11 protein-coding genes are annotated in these 14,841 nt (G+C 66.2%); 4 read left to right on the top strand and 7 right to left on the bottom strand.

All coding sequences use genetic code 11. From position 1 onward, the window contains the following. Positions 1-104 precede the first annotated feature (104 nt). The 3 genes from ACQGNJ_RS13585 to ACQGNJ_RS13575 form a co-directional block, all read right to left on the bottom strand. Positions 105-716, bottom strand: coding sequence for a helix-turn-helix transcriptional regulator (locus tag ACQGNJ_RS13585; RefSeq protein ID WP_426689784.1), 612 nt, complete (start codon positions 714-716; stop codon positions 105-107). A gap of 155 nt (positions 717-871) precedes the next feature. After that, positions 872-1,528, bottom strand: a complete 657-nt coding sequence (locus ACQGNJ_RS13580) for a response regulator (protein ID WP_426689783.1) — start codon at positions 1,526-1,528, stop codon at positions 872-874. Next, on the bottom strand, positions 1,528-3,150 hold the full coding sequence (locus ACQGNJ_RS13575) for a histidine kinase (RefSeq protein WP_426689782.1): 1,623 nt from the start codon (positions 3,148-3,150) through the stop codon (positions 1,528-1,530). Before ACQGNJ_RS13575 ends, ACQGNJ_RS13580 begins: the two co-directional genes overlap by 1 nt. Before the next feature lie 374 nt (positions 3,151-3,524). Here ACQGNJ_RS13575 and ACQGNJ_RS13570 point away from each other — a divergent pair, with 374 nt between their 5' ends. Genes ACQGNJ_RS13570 through ACQGNJ_RS13560 form a run of 3 tightly spaced genes read left to right on the top strand, consistent with a single transcriptional unit; the run spans position 3,525 to position 5,565 of the window. Continuing rightward, positions 3,525-4,448 (top strand): alpha/beta fold hydrolase, encoded by a 924-nt coding sequence (locus ACQGNJ_RS13570; RefSeq protein WP_426689781.1) that lies wholly within the window; start codon positions 3,525-3,527, stop codon positions 4,446-4,448. Further along, positions 4,445-4,957 (top strand): cupin domain-containing protein, encoded by a 513-nt coding sequence (locus tag ACQGNJ_RS13565; RefSeq protein ID WP_426689780.1) that lies wholly within the window; start codon positions 4,445-4,447, stop codon positions 4,955-4,957. The genes ACQGNJ_RS13570 and ACQGNJ_RS13565 overlap by 4 nt, the downstream gene beginning before the upstream one ends. After that, positions 4,954-5,565, top strand: coding sequence for a hydrolase (locus ACQGNJ_RS13560; protein WP_426689779.1), 612 nt, complete (start codon positions 4,954-4,956; stop codon positions 5,563-5,565). The genes ACQGNJ_RS13565 and ACQGNJ_RS13560 overlap by 4 nt, the downstream gene beginning before the upstream one ends. 158 nt (positions 5,566-5,723) lie before the next feature. Here ACQGNJ_RS13560 and ACQGNJ_RS13555 read toward each other — a convergent pair whose 3' ends face one another. Then, positions 5,724-6,572 carry a LysR family transcriptional regulator gene (locus ACQGNJ_RS13555; protein ID WP_426689778.1) on the bottom strand — a complete coding sequence of 283 codons (849 nt, stop codon included), beginning with the start codon at positions 6,570-6,572 and terminating at the stop codon, positions 5,724-5,726. 120 nt (positions 6,573-6,692) lie between these two features. On the opposite strand from ACQGNJ_RS13555, the gene ACQGNJ_RS13550 reads away from it, so the two are divergent. Next, a complete protein-coding gene (locus tag ACQGNJ_RS13550) occupies positions 6,693-7,700 on the top strand; it encodes a zinc-dependent alcohol dehydrogenase family protein (RefSeq protein WP_426689777.1) in 1,008 nt (335 codons plus the stop codon). A 206-nt stretch (positions 7,701-7,906) separates the two neighbouring features. On the opposite strand, the gene ACQGNJ_RS13545 is transcribed toward ACQGNJ_RS13550, so the two are convergent. The 3 genes from ACQGNJ_RS13545 to ACQGNJ_RS13535 are packed head-to-tail and all read right to left on the bottom strand — an operon-like array spanning position 7,907 to position 14,408. Beyond that, entirely contained in the window at positions 7,907-11,113 is a 3,207-nt protein-coding gene (locus ACQGNJ_RS13545; RefSeq protein ID WP_426689776.1) for a GGDEF/EAL domain-containing response regulator, read from the bottom strand. After that, positions 11,110-11,490, bottom strand: coding sequence for a response regulator (locus ACQGNJ_RS13540; protein WP_426689775.1), 381 nt, complete (start codon positions 11,488-11,490; stop codon positions 11,110-11,112). Before ACQGNJ_RS13540 ends, ACQGNJ_RS13545 begins: the two co-directional genes overlap by 4 nt. An 8-nt stretch (positions 11,491-11,498) precedes the next feature. Further along, on the bottom strand, positions 11,499-14,408 hold the full coding sequence (locus tag ACQGNJ_RS13535) for a PAS domain S-box protein (protein ID WP_426689774.1): 2,910 nt from the start codon (positions 14,406-14,408) through the stop codon (positions 11,499-11,501). Positions 14,409-14,841 lie beyond the last annotated feature (433 nt).

Here is a 14,841-nt window from a genome sequence, read left to right as displayed (position 1 = left end):
GGATGCCCCGCCGGGGCCGGAAGACTTTCCTGTCGAGCTGGGCGGATCGGAGCAGCGTGCCCGGCAACACCGCCCGACGCCGCCCGACTCGCTGGCGCCTGCTGTCATGCCGTCACATCATCGGCTACCGCGAGGTGCAGAAATTCGAAACGACGGTGTGGCAAAGCTTCCGCGCCCGCAGGATCTTCGGCGGATGCGGCAGGATCATGGATCGGATGGCTGAGGCGCTCGCGCCGCCAAAGCCCTGGAGCGCAGCCCACCCTGCGGCGAAACACTCTTGAGAAGTGCGACTGGTCGGCAAAGCCGCAGGCCACGGCGATCTGGCTCAGTTGCTCATTGCTGTCCGACAACAGCGCACGCGCACGCGAAAGCCGCAATGCCACGATGTAGGCATGCGGAGACATGCGGAAGCTGAGCTTGAAAGCCCGCGAGAAATGGCTTGCACTCAGCCGCGTCACGGTGGCCAGATCTTCGACTCGAATGGGCGCCTCCAGATGGGCCAGAACGTGATCGACCACCCTTCGGGCCTGCCACGGTGCCAGTCCATGGACCGGTTGGTTCATCGGTGTGCGAACCACGAAATCCAAGAGCAGGTCCAATGCCCTGCGAATTTCGTGCCTGGCAGTGCCGGCATCCTGGTCGAGAGCCAGGCATGCCCGCCGCAGAAATTGCACGGCGATCGGAACTGACGCTTCCCTTTGCGCTGGGTCGTTCATGGTCTCGCATCTCCGAAGCCGGATTTCAGCCTTGCCCGGAGTACAAGCTATCGCCGATGGCACTCGCCATCCATTGATCCGCCGGGCCATCTTTCCGCAGCACGGACGAACGAGGCTGGCCTCCTTCTTTCGGAGGACATCGACGAAGGCACCGCCTAGAAGCGAATGAGACCTCGCCGGCTCGCCACGGCGATGGCCTCGGTGCGGCTCAGGACCCGCAGCTTGTTGAAGACGCTGCGCAGATGCGACTTGACGGTAGTCTCGCTGATGCTCAAGCGCAGCGCGATGTTCTTGTTGCTGCGCCCTCGCGCCAGCAGGGCCAGCACTTCCAGCTCGCGCTTGGTGAGCGCCTCGCCACTGACTTCGGCGGCGAGCTTGGCCACCAGCAACGGCGGAATGCAGGTTTCGCCCGCATGAACAGCGCGGATGCAATCGAGCAGTTCCTCCCGCTGCGCATCCTTGAGCATGTACGCCTTTGCGCCCGCCTTGATCGCCCGGAATATGTCCTGGTCGGTGCCGAACGTGGTCAGCACGATGAACAGCGCGGAGGGCGCATCACGGCGGATCGCCTCGATGGCACCGATGCCGTCCAGAACCGGCATGGACAGATCGATCAGGGTCACGTCGGGACGGTACTGCAGCCAGCGATCGACGCAATCCCTGCCGTTGGCAGCTTCGCCGACCACCACCATGTCCGGCTGCCGCCCGATGATTGCCGCCAGGCCTTCGCGGACGGTGACGTGGTCATCGGCAATCAGCACCCGTATCTGTGTCGCGGGCGGCACCCTGGCGGTGGACGACGGCAACGCCATCAACTGCGGTCCGACGCCGGGATCATGGTCAACGGCAAACCGATCGAAACCCTCGTGCCGCGACCCCTTGAGCTGACAACCTCCATCTGCCCGCCCATCGCACCCACCCGTTCGCGCATGCCCAGCAGGCCATAGCCTTCGCTTCGCGCGGCCGGGTCAAATCCCCGTCCGTCATCGTCGAACTGAAGCGACACTTCCTCCTCGCCAAAGCGGATGGTGGCGTGGACGCTGGATGCCTGGGCGTGGCGCAGCACGTTGGTCAGGCACTCCTGGGCAATCCGGAACAGGTTTTCCTCCCAATCGGCCGGCAGGGCCCGGGGTTCCCCCAGCACCCGGAAGTCGCCGCTGAGCGACACACCTTCGGTCAATTTGTCGAACAGTGCGCGCAGGGCATGGGCGATGCCACCCTTCTCCAGGGACTGGGGTCGCAGTGCCTGCACCGAGCGGCGGGCCTCGCTGAGGCTCTCGCGCGCCAGGTTTCGCGCGGTGACGACGTGTTGCTCGGCGGCGGGCCCGAGGCCACGCCGACTGGCGTCCTCGGCCGCTTCGAGCTGGACGATGATGCCGGTAAAACCCTGCGCCAGGGTGTCGTGGATGTCGCGTGCGATGCGATTGCGTTCTCGTGCCACGGCAGCCTCGCGCCCCTGCGCCGACAATTCGGCCAGGCGGATCATCAGCATCGCCTGGTTGGCCAGGGCCTGGGCCAGTTCGACCTGCTCGGGCTGGAAGATTCGCTTGCGCTGGAAGCGAAGTCCGATGGCACCCTCCAGTCGCCCGGCGACGAACAGCGGAAGAAACAGCACGGTGATGATGCCCAAGGGCAGCAGCCGATCGCGCAAGGGGAACGGCGGCACCAGCCGGATGTCTTCGATCACGCTCGGTCGCCCGGAGCGAAACACTTCCGGCCAGGGCCAGACGTCTTCCATCGGCAAGGTGAGGTCGAGCCCGGCGAAGCGGGGGGCCGTGTTCGGCACAATGCGGCCGTCCTCGAAGGCGAACTCGATCCCCATCGTGTTCTCGGCAAGCCCCCGGCGCCAGACGCTGGCGCTGTGCGCGCCGAACTGTGCGGTAAGCGTGCTCAGCGTGTGGGCGACCAGCAGGCTGGGCTCCGCCTCATTGGCCAGCGCGTCCAGCGAACTCTTGAGGGCGTTGACCTGTCCGCGGATCAGTTGTTCGGACGCCAGCAAGGCATCCTCGGCACGCTTGCGCGCCTCGATATCGGTGTTGGAGCCGTACCACTTCAGAACCCGGCCGGTGTTGTCCCGCAGCGGGGCGTAGCGAAAGAGAAACCAGCGGTACTCACCGTCGAAGCGCCGGACCCGCGCTTCCAGCTCACCCGGCACACCTTGCACCAGTGCCTCCTGCCATTGCGTCTGCAGACCCGGCATGTCGTCCGGGTGGATGGTGGCCGTCCATCCCCAGCCCACGGCATCATCCATGGCTATCCCGGTGTAATCGCACCACTGCTTGTTGAGGAATTCGACCGGTCCCTCGGCACTGCCGAACCAGGCCAGCCCGGGGATGGTGTCGATCGCGATGCGGAAGCTGGCTTCCCAGGATTGCAGATCGCCGTCGAGCGTGGCGCTCGCGTGCTCCGCCATTTCACCAGGATGCTCGCTCATCGCCGGACTCTTTCAGCCGCTACGCCGGTCGATCGCGCAACCATTGCAATCGCGGCGACAGGGACGATGGAAATCCCGGCGATCCGCACGCATTTTCGCTGCTGTGCCATTGATCCCCACCTGATCCGCAACGCGCGGACTGTTGCCATCCGGCGATAGACACGATGCGCAGGGTACGCCCGCGAGCATGTCCCATGAACCCGGCCCCTGCCCCGCGATCATCATATCCGCCCGCTCCGGCAACGGCCAATGCCCGCGACAGCCGGCACACATCCACCGCAGCAGTGATCGACAAATTCGGCAGGTTCGATCAAGCCGTGCATCCCGCTGGCACTTAAGTTCGTCGCACCAGGCAACGCCAGAGGTGACCCGTCATGAATCGAACCCGCAAGTTTTTCATCGCATGCAGTCTCCTGCTTGCTGCATTTTCGTGCAGCGCGAGCGTCAAGCCCTACCCAGCCGACTTCAAGACCGAAACGATCGCCGCCAACGGAACGCGGATCTTCGTGCGGGTCGGCGGCCACGGCCCGGCGGTGGTCTTGCTGCACGGCTATGGCGAGACCGGCGACATGTGGCAGCCGCTGGCCGTCGCTCTGGCCCGCAACCACACCGTGATCGTGCCCGACCTGCGGGGCATGGGCCTCTCCGCCCATCCGGCCGCTGGCTACGACAAGAAGAACGAGGGTCGCGACATCGCCGGCGTGCTGGCTGCGCTGCACGTGGACAAGGTCGACGTGGTTGCCCACGACATCGGCAACATGGTCGGCTACGCCTTCGTGGCCGAGCAGCGCGAGCGGGTGCGGCGCTTCCTGCTGATGGACGCGCCGCTCCCGGGCATCGGGCCCTGGGACGAGATCCTGAAGAGTCCCATGCTGTGGCATTTCCATTTCGGCGGCCCGGACATGGAGCGCCTGGTGGCGGGCCGCGAGCGCATCTACCTCGACCGCTTCTGGAACGAATTCTCGGCCGACCCGCGCCGTTTCACCGAGGCGGATCGCCAGCACTACGCCAGGCTCTATGCCCTGCCCGGTGCCATGCACGACGGCTTCGCCCAGTTCGCGGCCTTCGACCAGGATGCGAAAGACAACCAGGCCTTCCTCGCGCAAGGCAAGCTGACCATGCCGGTGCTGGCGATCGGTGGCGAAAAATCATTCGGGCCGACGATGGCGGTGGTGGCGCGCGCAGCAGCCACCAACGTGACCGGGCTGGTGATTGCCGACGCCGGCCATTGGCTGATGGAAGAGCAGCCCGCGGCCACGATCGCGGCGGTGCGCGACTTCGTGGATGCCGCACCATGAGCCCGCTGCTCAAGGCATGCATCGCCTGCCAGCTCGCCCTGGTCGCCTGCGCCGCCTGTGGCAAGGATCCTGACGCTCCCCTGCCGGCCCGGCGGATGACCGCCAGCGAGATAGCGCAGCACCCGGCGCTCGGCGCCATCGCCGGCACCTCGGGGCTGGCGGGCATCCGCACCGTCGTGCTGGCGGGCGATCCGGCACAGTCCGGCATGTACGCCATCGAATTGCTGGTGCCGGCACACACGCGCATCGCCGCGCATCGGCATCGCGACGACCGCACGGCGGTGGTCGTGTCGGGTACCTGGCATTTCGGCTATGGCCGCACCGCGAACGACACCGGGTCCAAGTCGCTGGGGCCGGGAAGCTTCTACACGGAGCCCGCCAACACATCGCACTTCGCCCGTACGGAGAACGAGCCGGTCGCCGTGATCATCACCGGCAACGGCCCCACCGACACCCGCTACGAGTCTCCTGCCCATCCAGATGTCGCACCCGAAGGGAGCCAGCCATGACCTCACCCGCCACACCCCGCGACCCCGTCGCCGACCACATGCTCACCGCACAGAATGCGGCCCTGCTGATCATCGACTTCCAGCCGGTCCAGGTCGGCTCGATCGCCTCGATGAACAAGCGCCTGCTGGTCGCCAACGTGGTGGCCGTTGCCCGCACCGCCAGGCTCTATGGCATGCCGACCGTGCTAACGACGGTCAACGTGAGCAGCGGACACAACCAGCCGATGCTGGCTCCCATCACCGACGTGCTGAGCGGCGTGCCGATTGTCGACCGCACCTCGATCAACGCCTGGGAAGACGACGACTTCGTCGCCGCCGTGAAGGCGACCGGGCGGAAGAAGCTGATCATGGTCGCGCTGTGGACGGAAGTCTGCCTGGTCTTTCCCGCCCTGGATGCCCTGCAGGAAGGCTTCGAGGTCTACGTGGTGGTCGATGCCGTGGGCGGCACCTCGGAGGAAGCCCATCGCGCCGGACTGCAACGCATCATCCAGGCTGGCGGCATTCCCGTCAGCTGGATCCAGCTGGCCTGCGAACTGCAGCGCGACTGGAACCGCGAGAGTACCGCGGCGGGTTTCGCCGACATCGTGTTCGCCGAGGTCGGCCACTGAAACCACCGCCTGGCTGGCCGTGCCTGTTTCCGACAGCGCCCGGGTTCCGTTCAATTCCCGGGCTGAGCCAGCCAGCATGGCGATTGAGTCCAGCTCGAACTGTCGTCCGCGGATGGATGGGCTGGCACCCTTGGTTCAGTTGCCCGGCGTTTTTCCGATCAGGACGGGAATCGATCGGCAAGCAGGTCGAGCAGGCTGCGCAGTCGGTTCAGCCGCTTCAGGTCCTTGTGATAGCCGAGCCAGGTGTCGCGTGACGGCGGCGGGTCGCCGAGGTCGACCCGCCTGAGCTCGGCAAACGCATCGCCGAGTACCGTCGGCAACACGCCGACACCGATGCCTTCGGCGCACATGCGCGCCTGCGCTTCGCGGTTGTTGCTGGTGAAGGCGACGCTGGCCTGCGGCAGGTGCTTCTTCAGCCAGGTCACGTCGGGCATGCCGCCGAACGCGGCATTCATGGTGACCAGGCGCGCGCCGCGGCCGCCCTTGCGCGGGCGCGGATCGCCGCGGCGGACGTACAGTGCGTAGGGCATGCGCAGCAGCCGGCGCGAGATCACGTCCGGTTCGTCGAACGCCTTGATGCGGAAGGCCAGATCGGCCTCGCGGCGCGCCAGGCTGTAGAGGCGCGCGTCGGTGAGCAGTTCCACGGTCACCGAAGGATGCCGACGGGCGAACTCGGCCAGCACCGGCGTGAGCACGTAGCTGCCGAACCAGTCCGAGGCGGCCAAGCGCAGCTGGCCGCTGAGCGTGCTCTCGCGGCCGGCCAGCCGGCGCTCGAAGGCGAGCGCTTCCTCCTCCATGCGTTCGGCACTGGCCATCACCGCCGCGCCTTCGTCGGTGAGCACGAAACCATCGGCCGTGCGCTGGAACAAGCTCTGGCCAAGCGCGGCCTCCAGCGCGCGCAGGCGCCGGCCCATCGTCGGCTGGGTCTGCCCGACCACGCGCGCGGCGGCGCCCAGCGAACCCTCGCGCGCGATGGCGAGAAAGATGCGTACGTCGCTCCACTCCACGACCCTGCTCCGGTTGTTCCCATTCATGCATTTTTGCATGGAAAGAAAACGAAAACGTCGATTTCCATGCATCGCTCCCGGGTCTACCGTGGACGCACCTTCCCTGCTGGACACCTCGCCATGAACACCCTTCCCCTCACCATGAAAGCTGCCGTGCTGGAACAGGTCGGCGCGCCGCTACGCCTCAGCGAACTGGCGCTGCCGCTGCCCGGCCCGGGCCAGGTGCTGGTGCGCGTGGTCGCGGCCGGCCTCAATCCGCTGGACACCAAGATCCGCGCCGGCAGCGCCGGCCACGCGCGCCATCCGCTGCCGGCGGTGCTGGGCATCGATCTGGCCGGCACGGTGGTGGCACGGGGGCCCGATGTGGACGGTTTCCGTATCGGCGACGCCGTGTACGGCATGACTGGCGGCGTCGCCGGCGTGCAGGGTTCGCTGGCCGAATACGCGGCGGTGGACGCGGCGCTGCTGGCGCCGAAGCCGGCCCATCTATCGATGCGCGAAGCCGCCGCGCTGCCGCTGGGATTCATCACCGCGTACGAAGGACTGGTCGATCGGGCGCAGGTGCACGCCGGGCAGCGCGTGCTGGTGCACGGTGGTGCCGGCGGCGTGGGCCATCTGGCCGTGCAGCTTGCCCGCGCCCATGGCGCCCAGGTGTTCGCCACCGGCAATGACAGGCAGAAGGCGATGATTGAAGGCTACGGTGCCACCGCGATCGACTACGGCACCACGCCGGTGGCGGACTATGTGCAGGCGCATACCGGCGGCGACGGCTTCGACGTCATCTACGACACCGTCGGCGGCGCCACGCTGGATGCTTCGTTCGAAGCGGTGCGGCCGTACCACGGCCACGTGGTCAGTGCGCTGGGCTGGGGCACGCACGCGCTGGCACCGCTGTCGTTCCGTGCCGCGACCTACTCCGGCGTGTTCACCCTGCGCCCGCTGCTGACCGGGCACGGCCGGGCGCATCACGGCGAGATCCTGCGCGAGGCCACCCGGCTGGCCGACCTCGGCCTACTGCGCACCCACCTCGACCCGCACCGTTTTGCGCTGGCTGAAGCGGAACAGGCTTACCAGCTGATCGAGAACGGCGCGGCCACCGGCAAGGTCGTGGTGGACGTGGCCGGCTGAAACCACAACAACGCGCCTCGGCTCGCTCCGCGAACGGAAGCCATGGCTGTTGATCGGGATGCATCTGGACGGGATCGGCCATGACCGATGCGGGTTCGGCAAGCAGCAAGGGCTACCGCCGGGCCAGCTTGATCGCTTCATCGACGCGATGGAGCGGACCGTGCGATCCGTAGCGCATGGGAAATGTGCCTGGATTGGCCCGCCGCTCAGGTCGGCACCGGCAGGAACTTTTCTTCCAGGACGTCACGCGGCACCGGCTCGCAGTAGAGGAAGCCCTGTACCTCGTCGCATTCGAGGATGCCAAGCAGCCTGGCCTGCTCCTGTGTTTCGATGCCCTCGGCGACCACCCGGAGATTGAGCGAGTGCGCAAGCTTGATGATGTTGGAAACGACGGAAACGCCATTGGGTCCCAGGGTCATGTCGTGGATGAACGAGCGGTCGATCTTGAGCACGTCAAGCGGCAATCGGGTCAGGTAGGACAGGGAGGAAAAACCGGTGCCGAAGTCGTCCAGGGTGATATGCACGCCCAGGGCGCGGACACCCTGGAAGGCCTTGATGCCATGGTCGATGTCCTCCATCAACATGCTTTCGGTGATTTCCAGCTCAAGCCCGTCGGCGGCGCGCGGGTCGACCGAAACCAGTCGGGCAATCTCGTCGACGAAGTCGCGGTTGCGCAGTTGCAGGGCCGATACGTTGACCGCGATGCGCCAGGCGGCCCGGCCGGCGTCGCACCACTCCAGGTAGTCCCGGATCACCTGGCGCAGCGCCCAGCGGCCGACCTCCTGGATCATGCCGGTCTGTTCCAGCACGGGGATGAACTGGTCTGGCGGCACCAGCCCGGAGTGCGGGCTGTTCCAGCGCATCAAGGCCTCGGCGCCGGTGATTTCGCCGCTGGCAAGGTTCAATTTCGGCTGGTAGTGCAGCACGAATTCGTTGTTGTCCAGGGCGCGCCGCAGCTGGTTTTCCAGGGCCAGGTTCACCGCGGTCCGTTCGGTCATCGCCTTGTTGAAGAACAGGTAACGCTCGCCCCGCGCCTTGGCCGCCTTGAGCGCCGCTTCGGCGTGCTTGAACAGGATGTCGCTGGCCTCGCCATCGTCCGGATAGACCGCGATCCCGGCCTTGGCCGAGATGCGGAAGACGTGGCCATCGAGCTTGAACTCATGCTGCAGGAACCGCTCCATGGTCTTTTCGAACAGGCCGGCGATGTTCCCGCCCGGCGCGACCTTGGGCAGCACGAAGGCGAAATGGTCGGTGCCGATGCGCGCCAGCAGGCTGGCGTCGCGACTGTTGTCGATCATCCACTGCGCGACCTGGTGCAGGAGCGCGTCGCCGGCATCGCGGCCGAGCGTGTCGTTGATGCTGTTGAATCGCTCCAGGTCGAACAGGAACAGGGCGAGCCTGTCGCCATCCTCCTGGTTGTTGCGCATCATCTGCGCGATGCGCTCCAGGAACAGCGTCCGGTTGGCCAGCCCGGTCAGCGGATCGTAGTAGGACAGGTAGTCGAGCCGGTCCTGCCTGTCGATATGGACGATCGCAAACGCCACCTCGCGGGCCAGGTCCGAGAGCAACAGGCCCATCTCCTCGCTCTGGAAGAAATCGGCGTCATGCGCGTACAGGACGATGGCGCCGATGGCCTGGTTGTCCACGACGAGCGGCAGCGCGGCGAGCGAGCCGACCCCGGAGGCCGCGTAAAGCTCATCGAGCAGTACCCTGGGATCGCCCTGCATCTGATGCACGATCTGCGGAGCCTTGTCGCGCATGACCCGGGCGACCAGCGTATTGGCGGCGTTTTCCCCGGACGACAACAGGTCCTGCACCGCGGCCATGATGACCGGGCTCTTGCCGGCTGACGCGACCGGCGTGATCCGGCCCGAGCCGGGCTCGGCGATGCAGACCATCGACATGCGGAACCGGCCCTTGTGCACGGCGATCCTGCAGGCCTCGTTCAAAAGCTCGTCGCGGTCGCGGATCCTGGTATTCAGCGCACTGATCTGGCTCAGCACGGTATACACGCGGTTGAGCCGTTCGATCCGCAGCGCACTGTCCTGCAGGGCGATTTCGGCCAGCTTGCGTTGACTGATGTCCTGGCTGGTGCCGCGCGCGCTGAGCGGCTTGCCGTGCTGGTCGAACACGACATGCCAGCGTTCCTCGATGTACTTGACCCGCCTGTCCGGGAAATCCAGCCGATGTTCGACGGAAGAGGAACCCGGTCTGTCAAAAGAGCGCTTGAACGCCTCATCGACCAGGTCGCGCTGGTCCTGCGGGATCAGCGCCAGGAACGCTTCGTGCGTAGGCCTGAAGGTTGCCGGGTCGGTCTCGAAGATGCGATGGTTCTCCGCCGACCAGGTCACGGTTCCGGTATCGAGCACGGTCTCCCAGCTTCCCAGCTTCGCCACGGCTTGTGCGTCGAGCAGGCGCGATCGTTCCGATTCGAGCTCGACGGTGAGGCGCTGCAGCTCCTGCCCGCGTTGCTGCTGCTCGTCGGCGGCGCGCTTGCGCTCGGTGATGTCGTGCTGCAGGGCAACGAAATGGGTCACGGTTCCGTCGGCGTCGCGGATCGGGGCAATCTGCCATTCCTGGTCGTATGCGCTGCCATCCTTGCGGTAATTGACCGCTTCGCCATCGAACATCTCGCCGCGCCCGAGCTGCTCGCGCAGGCGAGCAATCACCTGCCGGTCCGTGCCCGGGCCCTGCAGGATGCGCGGCGTTTTCCCGATGACTTCCTCGGGCGTATAGCCGGTCAGCCGGGTGAACGCGGCGTTCGCAAACACGATCCGCGGCCCCGGCAGGTCCAGCTGCGCGTCGGTGATGAGGATGGCTTCCTTGGACTGCATCACCGCCGAGTTGAGCAGCCGCAGCTGTTCCTCGGTACGGATCCGTGCCTCGATGTCCAGTTGCAGTGCACGGTTGGTTTCTTCCAGCTGCAGCGATTTCTGCTCCAGCTTGCGGATCAGGGTCTCGCTGTACACCTTCATCAGCGCGCCCTCGTCCTCCGGGGCCGTTGGCGACCCGCGCTCCGGGTGCGCATCGATCCTGGCCTCCACCGCCAGCACACGGGCCAGGAACGCCTCCGGCTCCGCCGGCTTGAGGATGAAGGCATCCGCGCCCAGGCTCATCGCCAGGCGCTCGTCCTCGGCTTCGGTGTAAGTCGCGGTGTAGACGATGAACGGGATGCTTGCCAGGCGCGCATCCATCTTCCAGTGGCGCAGGAGGGTGTAGCCGTCCATCACCGGCATCAGCAGGTCGGAGATGATCACGTCCGGTGGCGAGGCGCGTGCCTTGACCAGGGCCTCGGCGCCATGCTGGGCCGTCGTCACCGCATAGCCGTGGCCCTTGAACAGCGCCTCCAGGTAGTAGAGGTTCTCCTCCTTGTCGTCGACCAGCAGGACATGTTTCAGCAGCGCCGGCGTCATCTGGCGCCCCGGTCCGTCGGAGGACGTGGCTCGAACCGGCCGATCTCGGCCACGAAGGTGTCCGGGTTGATGGGCTTTTCGATGTAACCGTTGCAGCCGGCCCCCAGCGATTTCTCGCGGTCGCCGACCATCGCATAGGACGTCACGGCGACGATCGGCGTCTGCTGCAGTATCGGTATCTCCCGCAGCGCGCGGGCAACGGCATAGCCATCCATCGCCGGCAGCTGGATGTCGAGCAGGATCAAATCGGGGAGCAGCTCGAGCGCCTTGCGGATGCCTTCCGGGCCATCCTCGGCGGCGACCACCCGGTAGCCGCTGTGTTCGAGCAGAAAGGTCGCCAGGTAGCGATTCTGCGGGTTGTCCTCGATCAGCAGCACCGTGCGATTCATGTCAGGTCTGTCCTGTTCAGGGGAAGCGTGACGGTGAACGTGCTGCCTTCTCCCGATGTGCTGCTGGCATCGATGTCGCCGCCGAGCAGGAAGCTCAATCGACGGCAGATCGCCAGTCCCAGCCCGGTCCCTTCGTGCTGGCGGGTCAGTCCCGAGTCTATCTGATGAAACGGCTGGAACAGCGTCTGCAGGTCCTCGGCACGAATGCCGATGCCGGTATCGCTGACCTGCATGCAAACCCGGGCCATGCGCGCTGCGCCATCGGCGGCTGCCGTCGCTGGCAGCCGCCAGGCGCGCAGGTGGACGCCTCCACGCTCGGTGAACTTGATTGCATTGTTGAGCAGGTTGAGCAGGATCTGCTCGACCCGCCTGCGGTCGCTGGTCATCTCGCGCAACGCCGGGTCGATGTCGAGCGCCAGGCTGAGCCGCTTCTTCTGGGCCATCGGCCGTACCGATGCCACCACCCGCTCCAGGGACTCGTGCACGTCGAAGGTTTCGTTGCGCACCTCCATCTGGCCGGCTTCGATCTTCGAGATATCCAGCACGTCGCTGATCAGGTCGAGCAGGTGGCGCGCACTGCCGCGGACCATGCCCAGCTGCTTGGTCTGTTCCTCGTTCAGCGGCCCGGCCAGCTCCTGCAGCAGGATGCCGGTGAAGCCGATGATCGAGTTGAGCGGGGTGCGCAATTCGTGCGACATCGTGGCCAGGAACGCGGATTTGATCCGGTCGGCGGCTTCGGCGGCAACCAGCGCCCTTCGCAGGTCGCGCGTGCGCTCACCGACCAGCACCTCCAGCTGTTCGTGCGAATCGCGCAGCGCGCGTTCGGCCTGCTTGCTGTCGGTGATGTCGTTGAGCGTCATGAAGGCCAGATACTTGCCTTCACCGTACTGCACCCGGCGACCGTTGTATCGGATCAGGCGGTCCCAGGGCATGTCACGGCGCAGCACCCGAAGTTCGAGATCCTCGACGAGTTCGCCACGCCGGCTGCGCGCCAGCGGCCATTGTTCCGGGGAAAGTCGTACGCCATCGAGGGTGGACATGTCGAAGATGTCGTCGAACTCGCGCTGGCGGCGTCGACCTTCGTCCAGGCTGACAAAGCCCAGCAGGCGCAGCGATGCGGGGTTCCAATGCAGCAGGCTGGCGTCGGGGGAGGCGATCACCAGTCCTTCGTCCAGGTGCTCGACAATCAGTTCGAACTGCTTCTCGGCCTCACGCAAGGCCGTTTCTGCACGTTTGCGCTCGGTGATGTCGATGCCCATGCCCACCAGGCAGGTCTTGCCTTCGAGCACGATGCGGCGACCGGTGAACAGGTAATAGGTCGATACCCCGGCCTTGCTCAGAAATGGCGCCTCGACCGACGACTCACCGTACGAGAAGACCTCGGCGATGCGTTCCTGCAGCAGTGCGCGGTCTTCCGGTGCGAAGAACTCCGACGGGCGCATTCGCATGATTTCCTCGGCGCTGTAGCCGGTGGCGCGTTCGAAGTTCTTGTTCCAGCGCAGGAACATCCCCGTTTCGTCATAGAAATAAACCACCCCGGGCATGCTGTCGATCATGCTGTCGGAGAACAGTTTCTCGCTCCGGGCCCTGGCGTCCGCGGCCTGTTTCCGCTCTTCGCTCGCCAGGTTCTCCAGCGCGAACGACAGGTCGCCGGCAGTCTCCTCCAGCAGCGCGATTTCCCTGTCCTGGAAAAACTCCGGTTCGTCGGAATAGACATTCAGGACGGCGCAGACCGCAGCCCCCATCCGCACCGGAAACGACGCCGAGGACCGCAAACCACGACGTTCAATATCCGCCCGCCAGGGCTGCACCAGTGGATCGTCGAGCATGCGGTTGCTGATGTAGGGACGATTGCTGCGGAACGCCGTGCCCGAAGGGCCGCGTCCCTCCGGCCGGTCGTCACTGTAGACCTCGACGCTTTGCACGTAGGCCGATTCGTCCCCGAACACCGATACCGGCGCCAGCCGATGGGTGGCTGGATCCTCCCAACCCACCCATGCCATGCGCAGATTGCCGTGTCGGACCAGTACCTCGCAGGTCTTGTCGAGCAGGTCTTGCCGGTTGCGCGACCACACGATCGCCTGGTTGACCTGGCTCAGCGCGTCGTACAGGCGGGTCATCCGCCGCAGCTCGGCCTGCTGCGCGTCGCGCACGGTGGTGTCGCGTGCCATGGACAGGTAGCTGCGCTGGTCATCGAGTTCGATGCAGCCGACCCGGACCTCGGCCGGGAAAGCGCTGCCGTCCCGTCGCCGCAACCGCACCTGCTGGGTCAGAAGGTGGCCGGGTTGCATCGCTTGCCATGACTGTCGGGCGCGCGGCAGGTCAAATCCCTGCATGATCTGCGACAGGTCCAGGCGCAGCAGTTGTTCGCGGGTGTGGCCCAGGGCAACGCAGGCCTGGCGGTTGACGTCGCTCAGGCGCCCGGTGGCATCGTGCACGAACATCGCATCGCTCGCCTGGTCGACGTAGGCGCGGAACCGCGCCTGGCCGGCGGCTGGATCGGCGCTTGTTCCGCTCCCGCGCGCGGCCGCAAGCAGTGCACTGGCGATCGCGCCGCTCAGCCCGAGCCAGACCAGGGCCCACAGTCCGGGCGTCGTTCCGATGGCAGGTCGGTGCAGGGGCGGCAGCAGGCAATACACGGCCAGCAGGCATGCCAGCCCGGTTGCGAGCAGGCCGGCACGCCATCCGCCGGCATGGGTGGCCAGCAGGATGGACACCACGAACGCCATCAGCATGGCCGAGGGATCCGCACCGGTACGCAAAGCCAGCTGCAGCCACAATGCCGCCAGGGTGACGGCCGCCGTGTACGGATAGGCCCACCACGATGCCCATCCCCGGGGCCGCAACGCCTTGGCGCTCAGCACGCGGCGACCTCGCTGGATGGCGGAGACGGGCGGCCGGCGCATGGGCGCAGCCCGGGTCGTCCATGCCGACGAGGCGGAGGCGGCCGGAGCCCCATGCGGCTTGCCCGGATCGTACTGAGGGTATCGGTCAAGCCTGTTGAGACCACGTTCCCGGTTCCCCCTGCTGGATCCTGTCACCGCACCTCGGCGGCCGTAATGACCGCCATGCCCCTTTTCCGAAGGACAAGCCACAGGACCGTGACATTCAACTCAATCATGCACGCATGCGTTCGATTGGCAAGCGGTCATGCGCCACATGCTTGTGACGTGCATCCTGCCGGCCTGCCTCGACCCGGCCCGCGCACCCGCCGGGATGGTTGCGGGAAACCGCTCACGGCTGCACAGGGAGGCGTCGCCAAATTACTTCCGTGTTCGGCATGGGTTTCGCGCCGCAACGCGGAGCACGGCCGGAAAGTCGAATCCGCCCCCTGTCGTC

It is taken from the genome of Rhodanobacter ginsengiterrae (assembly GCF_050026815.1).
Lineage (GTDB): Bacteria > Pseudomonadota > Gammaproteobacteria > Xanthomonadales > Rhodanobacteraceae > Rhodanobacter > Rhodanobacter ginsengiterrae.
Note: the sequence above shows the minus strand (reverse complement) of the source record. Positions and strands in the feature narration are given on the sequence as shown.

Bases quoted from the DNA above. Each gene is read 5' to 3' on its own strand.
- ACQGNJ_RS13585 (WP_426689784.1), bottom strand. From the start codon at position 716: ATGAACGACCCAGCGCAAAGGGAAGCGTCAGTTCCGATCGCCGTGCAA.
- ACQGNJ_RS13580 (WP_426689783.1), bottom strand. From the start codon at position 1,528: ATGGCGTTGCCGTCGTCCACCGCCAGGGTGCCGCCCGCGACACAGATA.
- ACQGNJ_RS13575 (WP_426689782.1), bottom strand. From the start codon at position 3,150: ATGAGCGAGCATCCTGGTGAAATGGCGGAGCACGCGAGCGCCACGCTC.
- ACQGNJ_RS13570 (WP_426689781.1), top strand. From the start codon at position 3,525: ATGAATCGAACCCGCAAGTTTTTCATCGCATGCAGTCTCCTGCTTGCT.
- ACQGNJ_RS13565 (WP_426689780.1), top strand. From the start codon at position 4,445: ATGAGCCCGCTGCTCAAGGCATGCATCGCCTGCCAGCTCGCCCTGGTC.
- ACQGNJ_RS13560 (WP_426689779.1), top strand. From the start codon at position 4,954: ATGACCTCACCCGCCACACCCCGCGACCCCGTCGCCGACCACATGCTC.
- ACQGNJ_RS13550 (WP_426689777.1), top strand. From the start codon at position 6,693: ATGAACACCCTTCCCCTCACCATGAAAGCTGCCGTGCTGGAACAGGTC.
- ACQGNJ_RS13545 (WP_426689776.1), bottom strand. From the start codon at position 11,113: ATGACGCCGGCGCTGCTGAAACATGTCCTGCTGGTCGACGACAAGGAG.
- ACQGNJ_RS13535 (WP_426689774.1), bottom strand. From the start codon at position 14,408: ATGCGCCGGCCGCCCGTCTCCGCCATCCAGCGAGGTCGCCGCGTGCTG.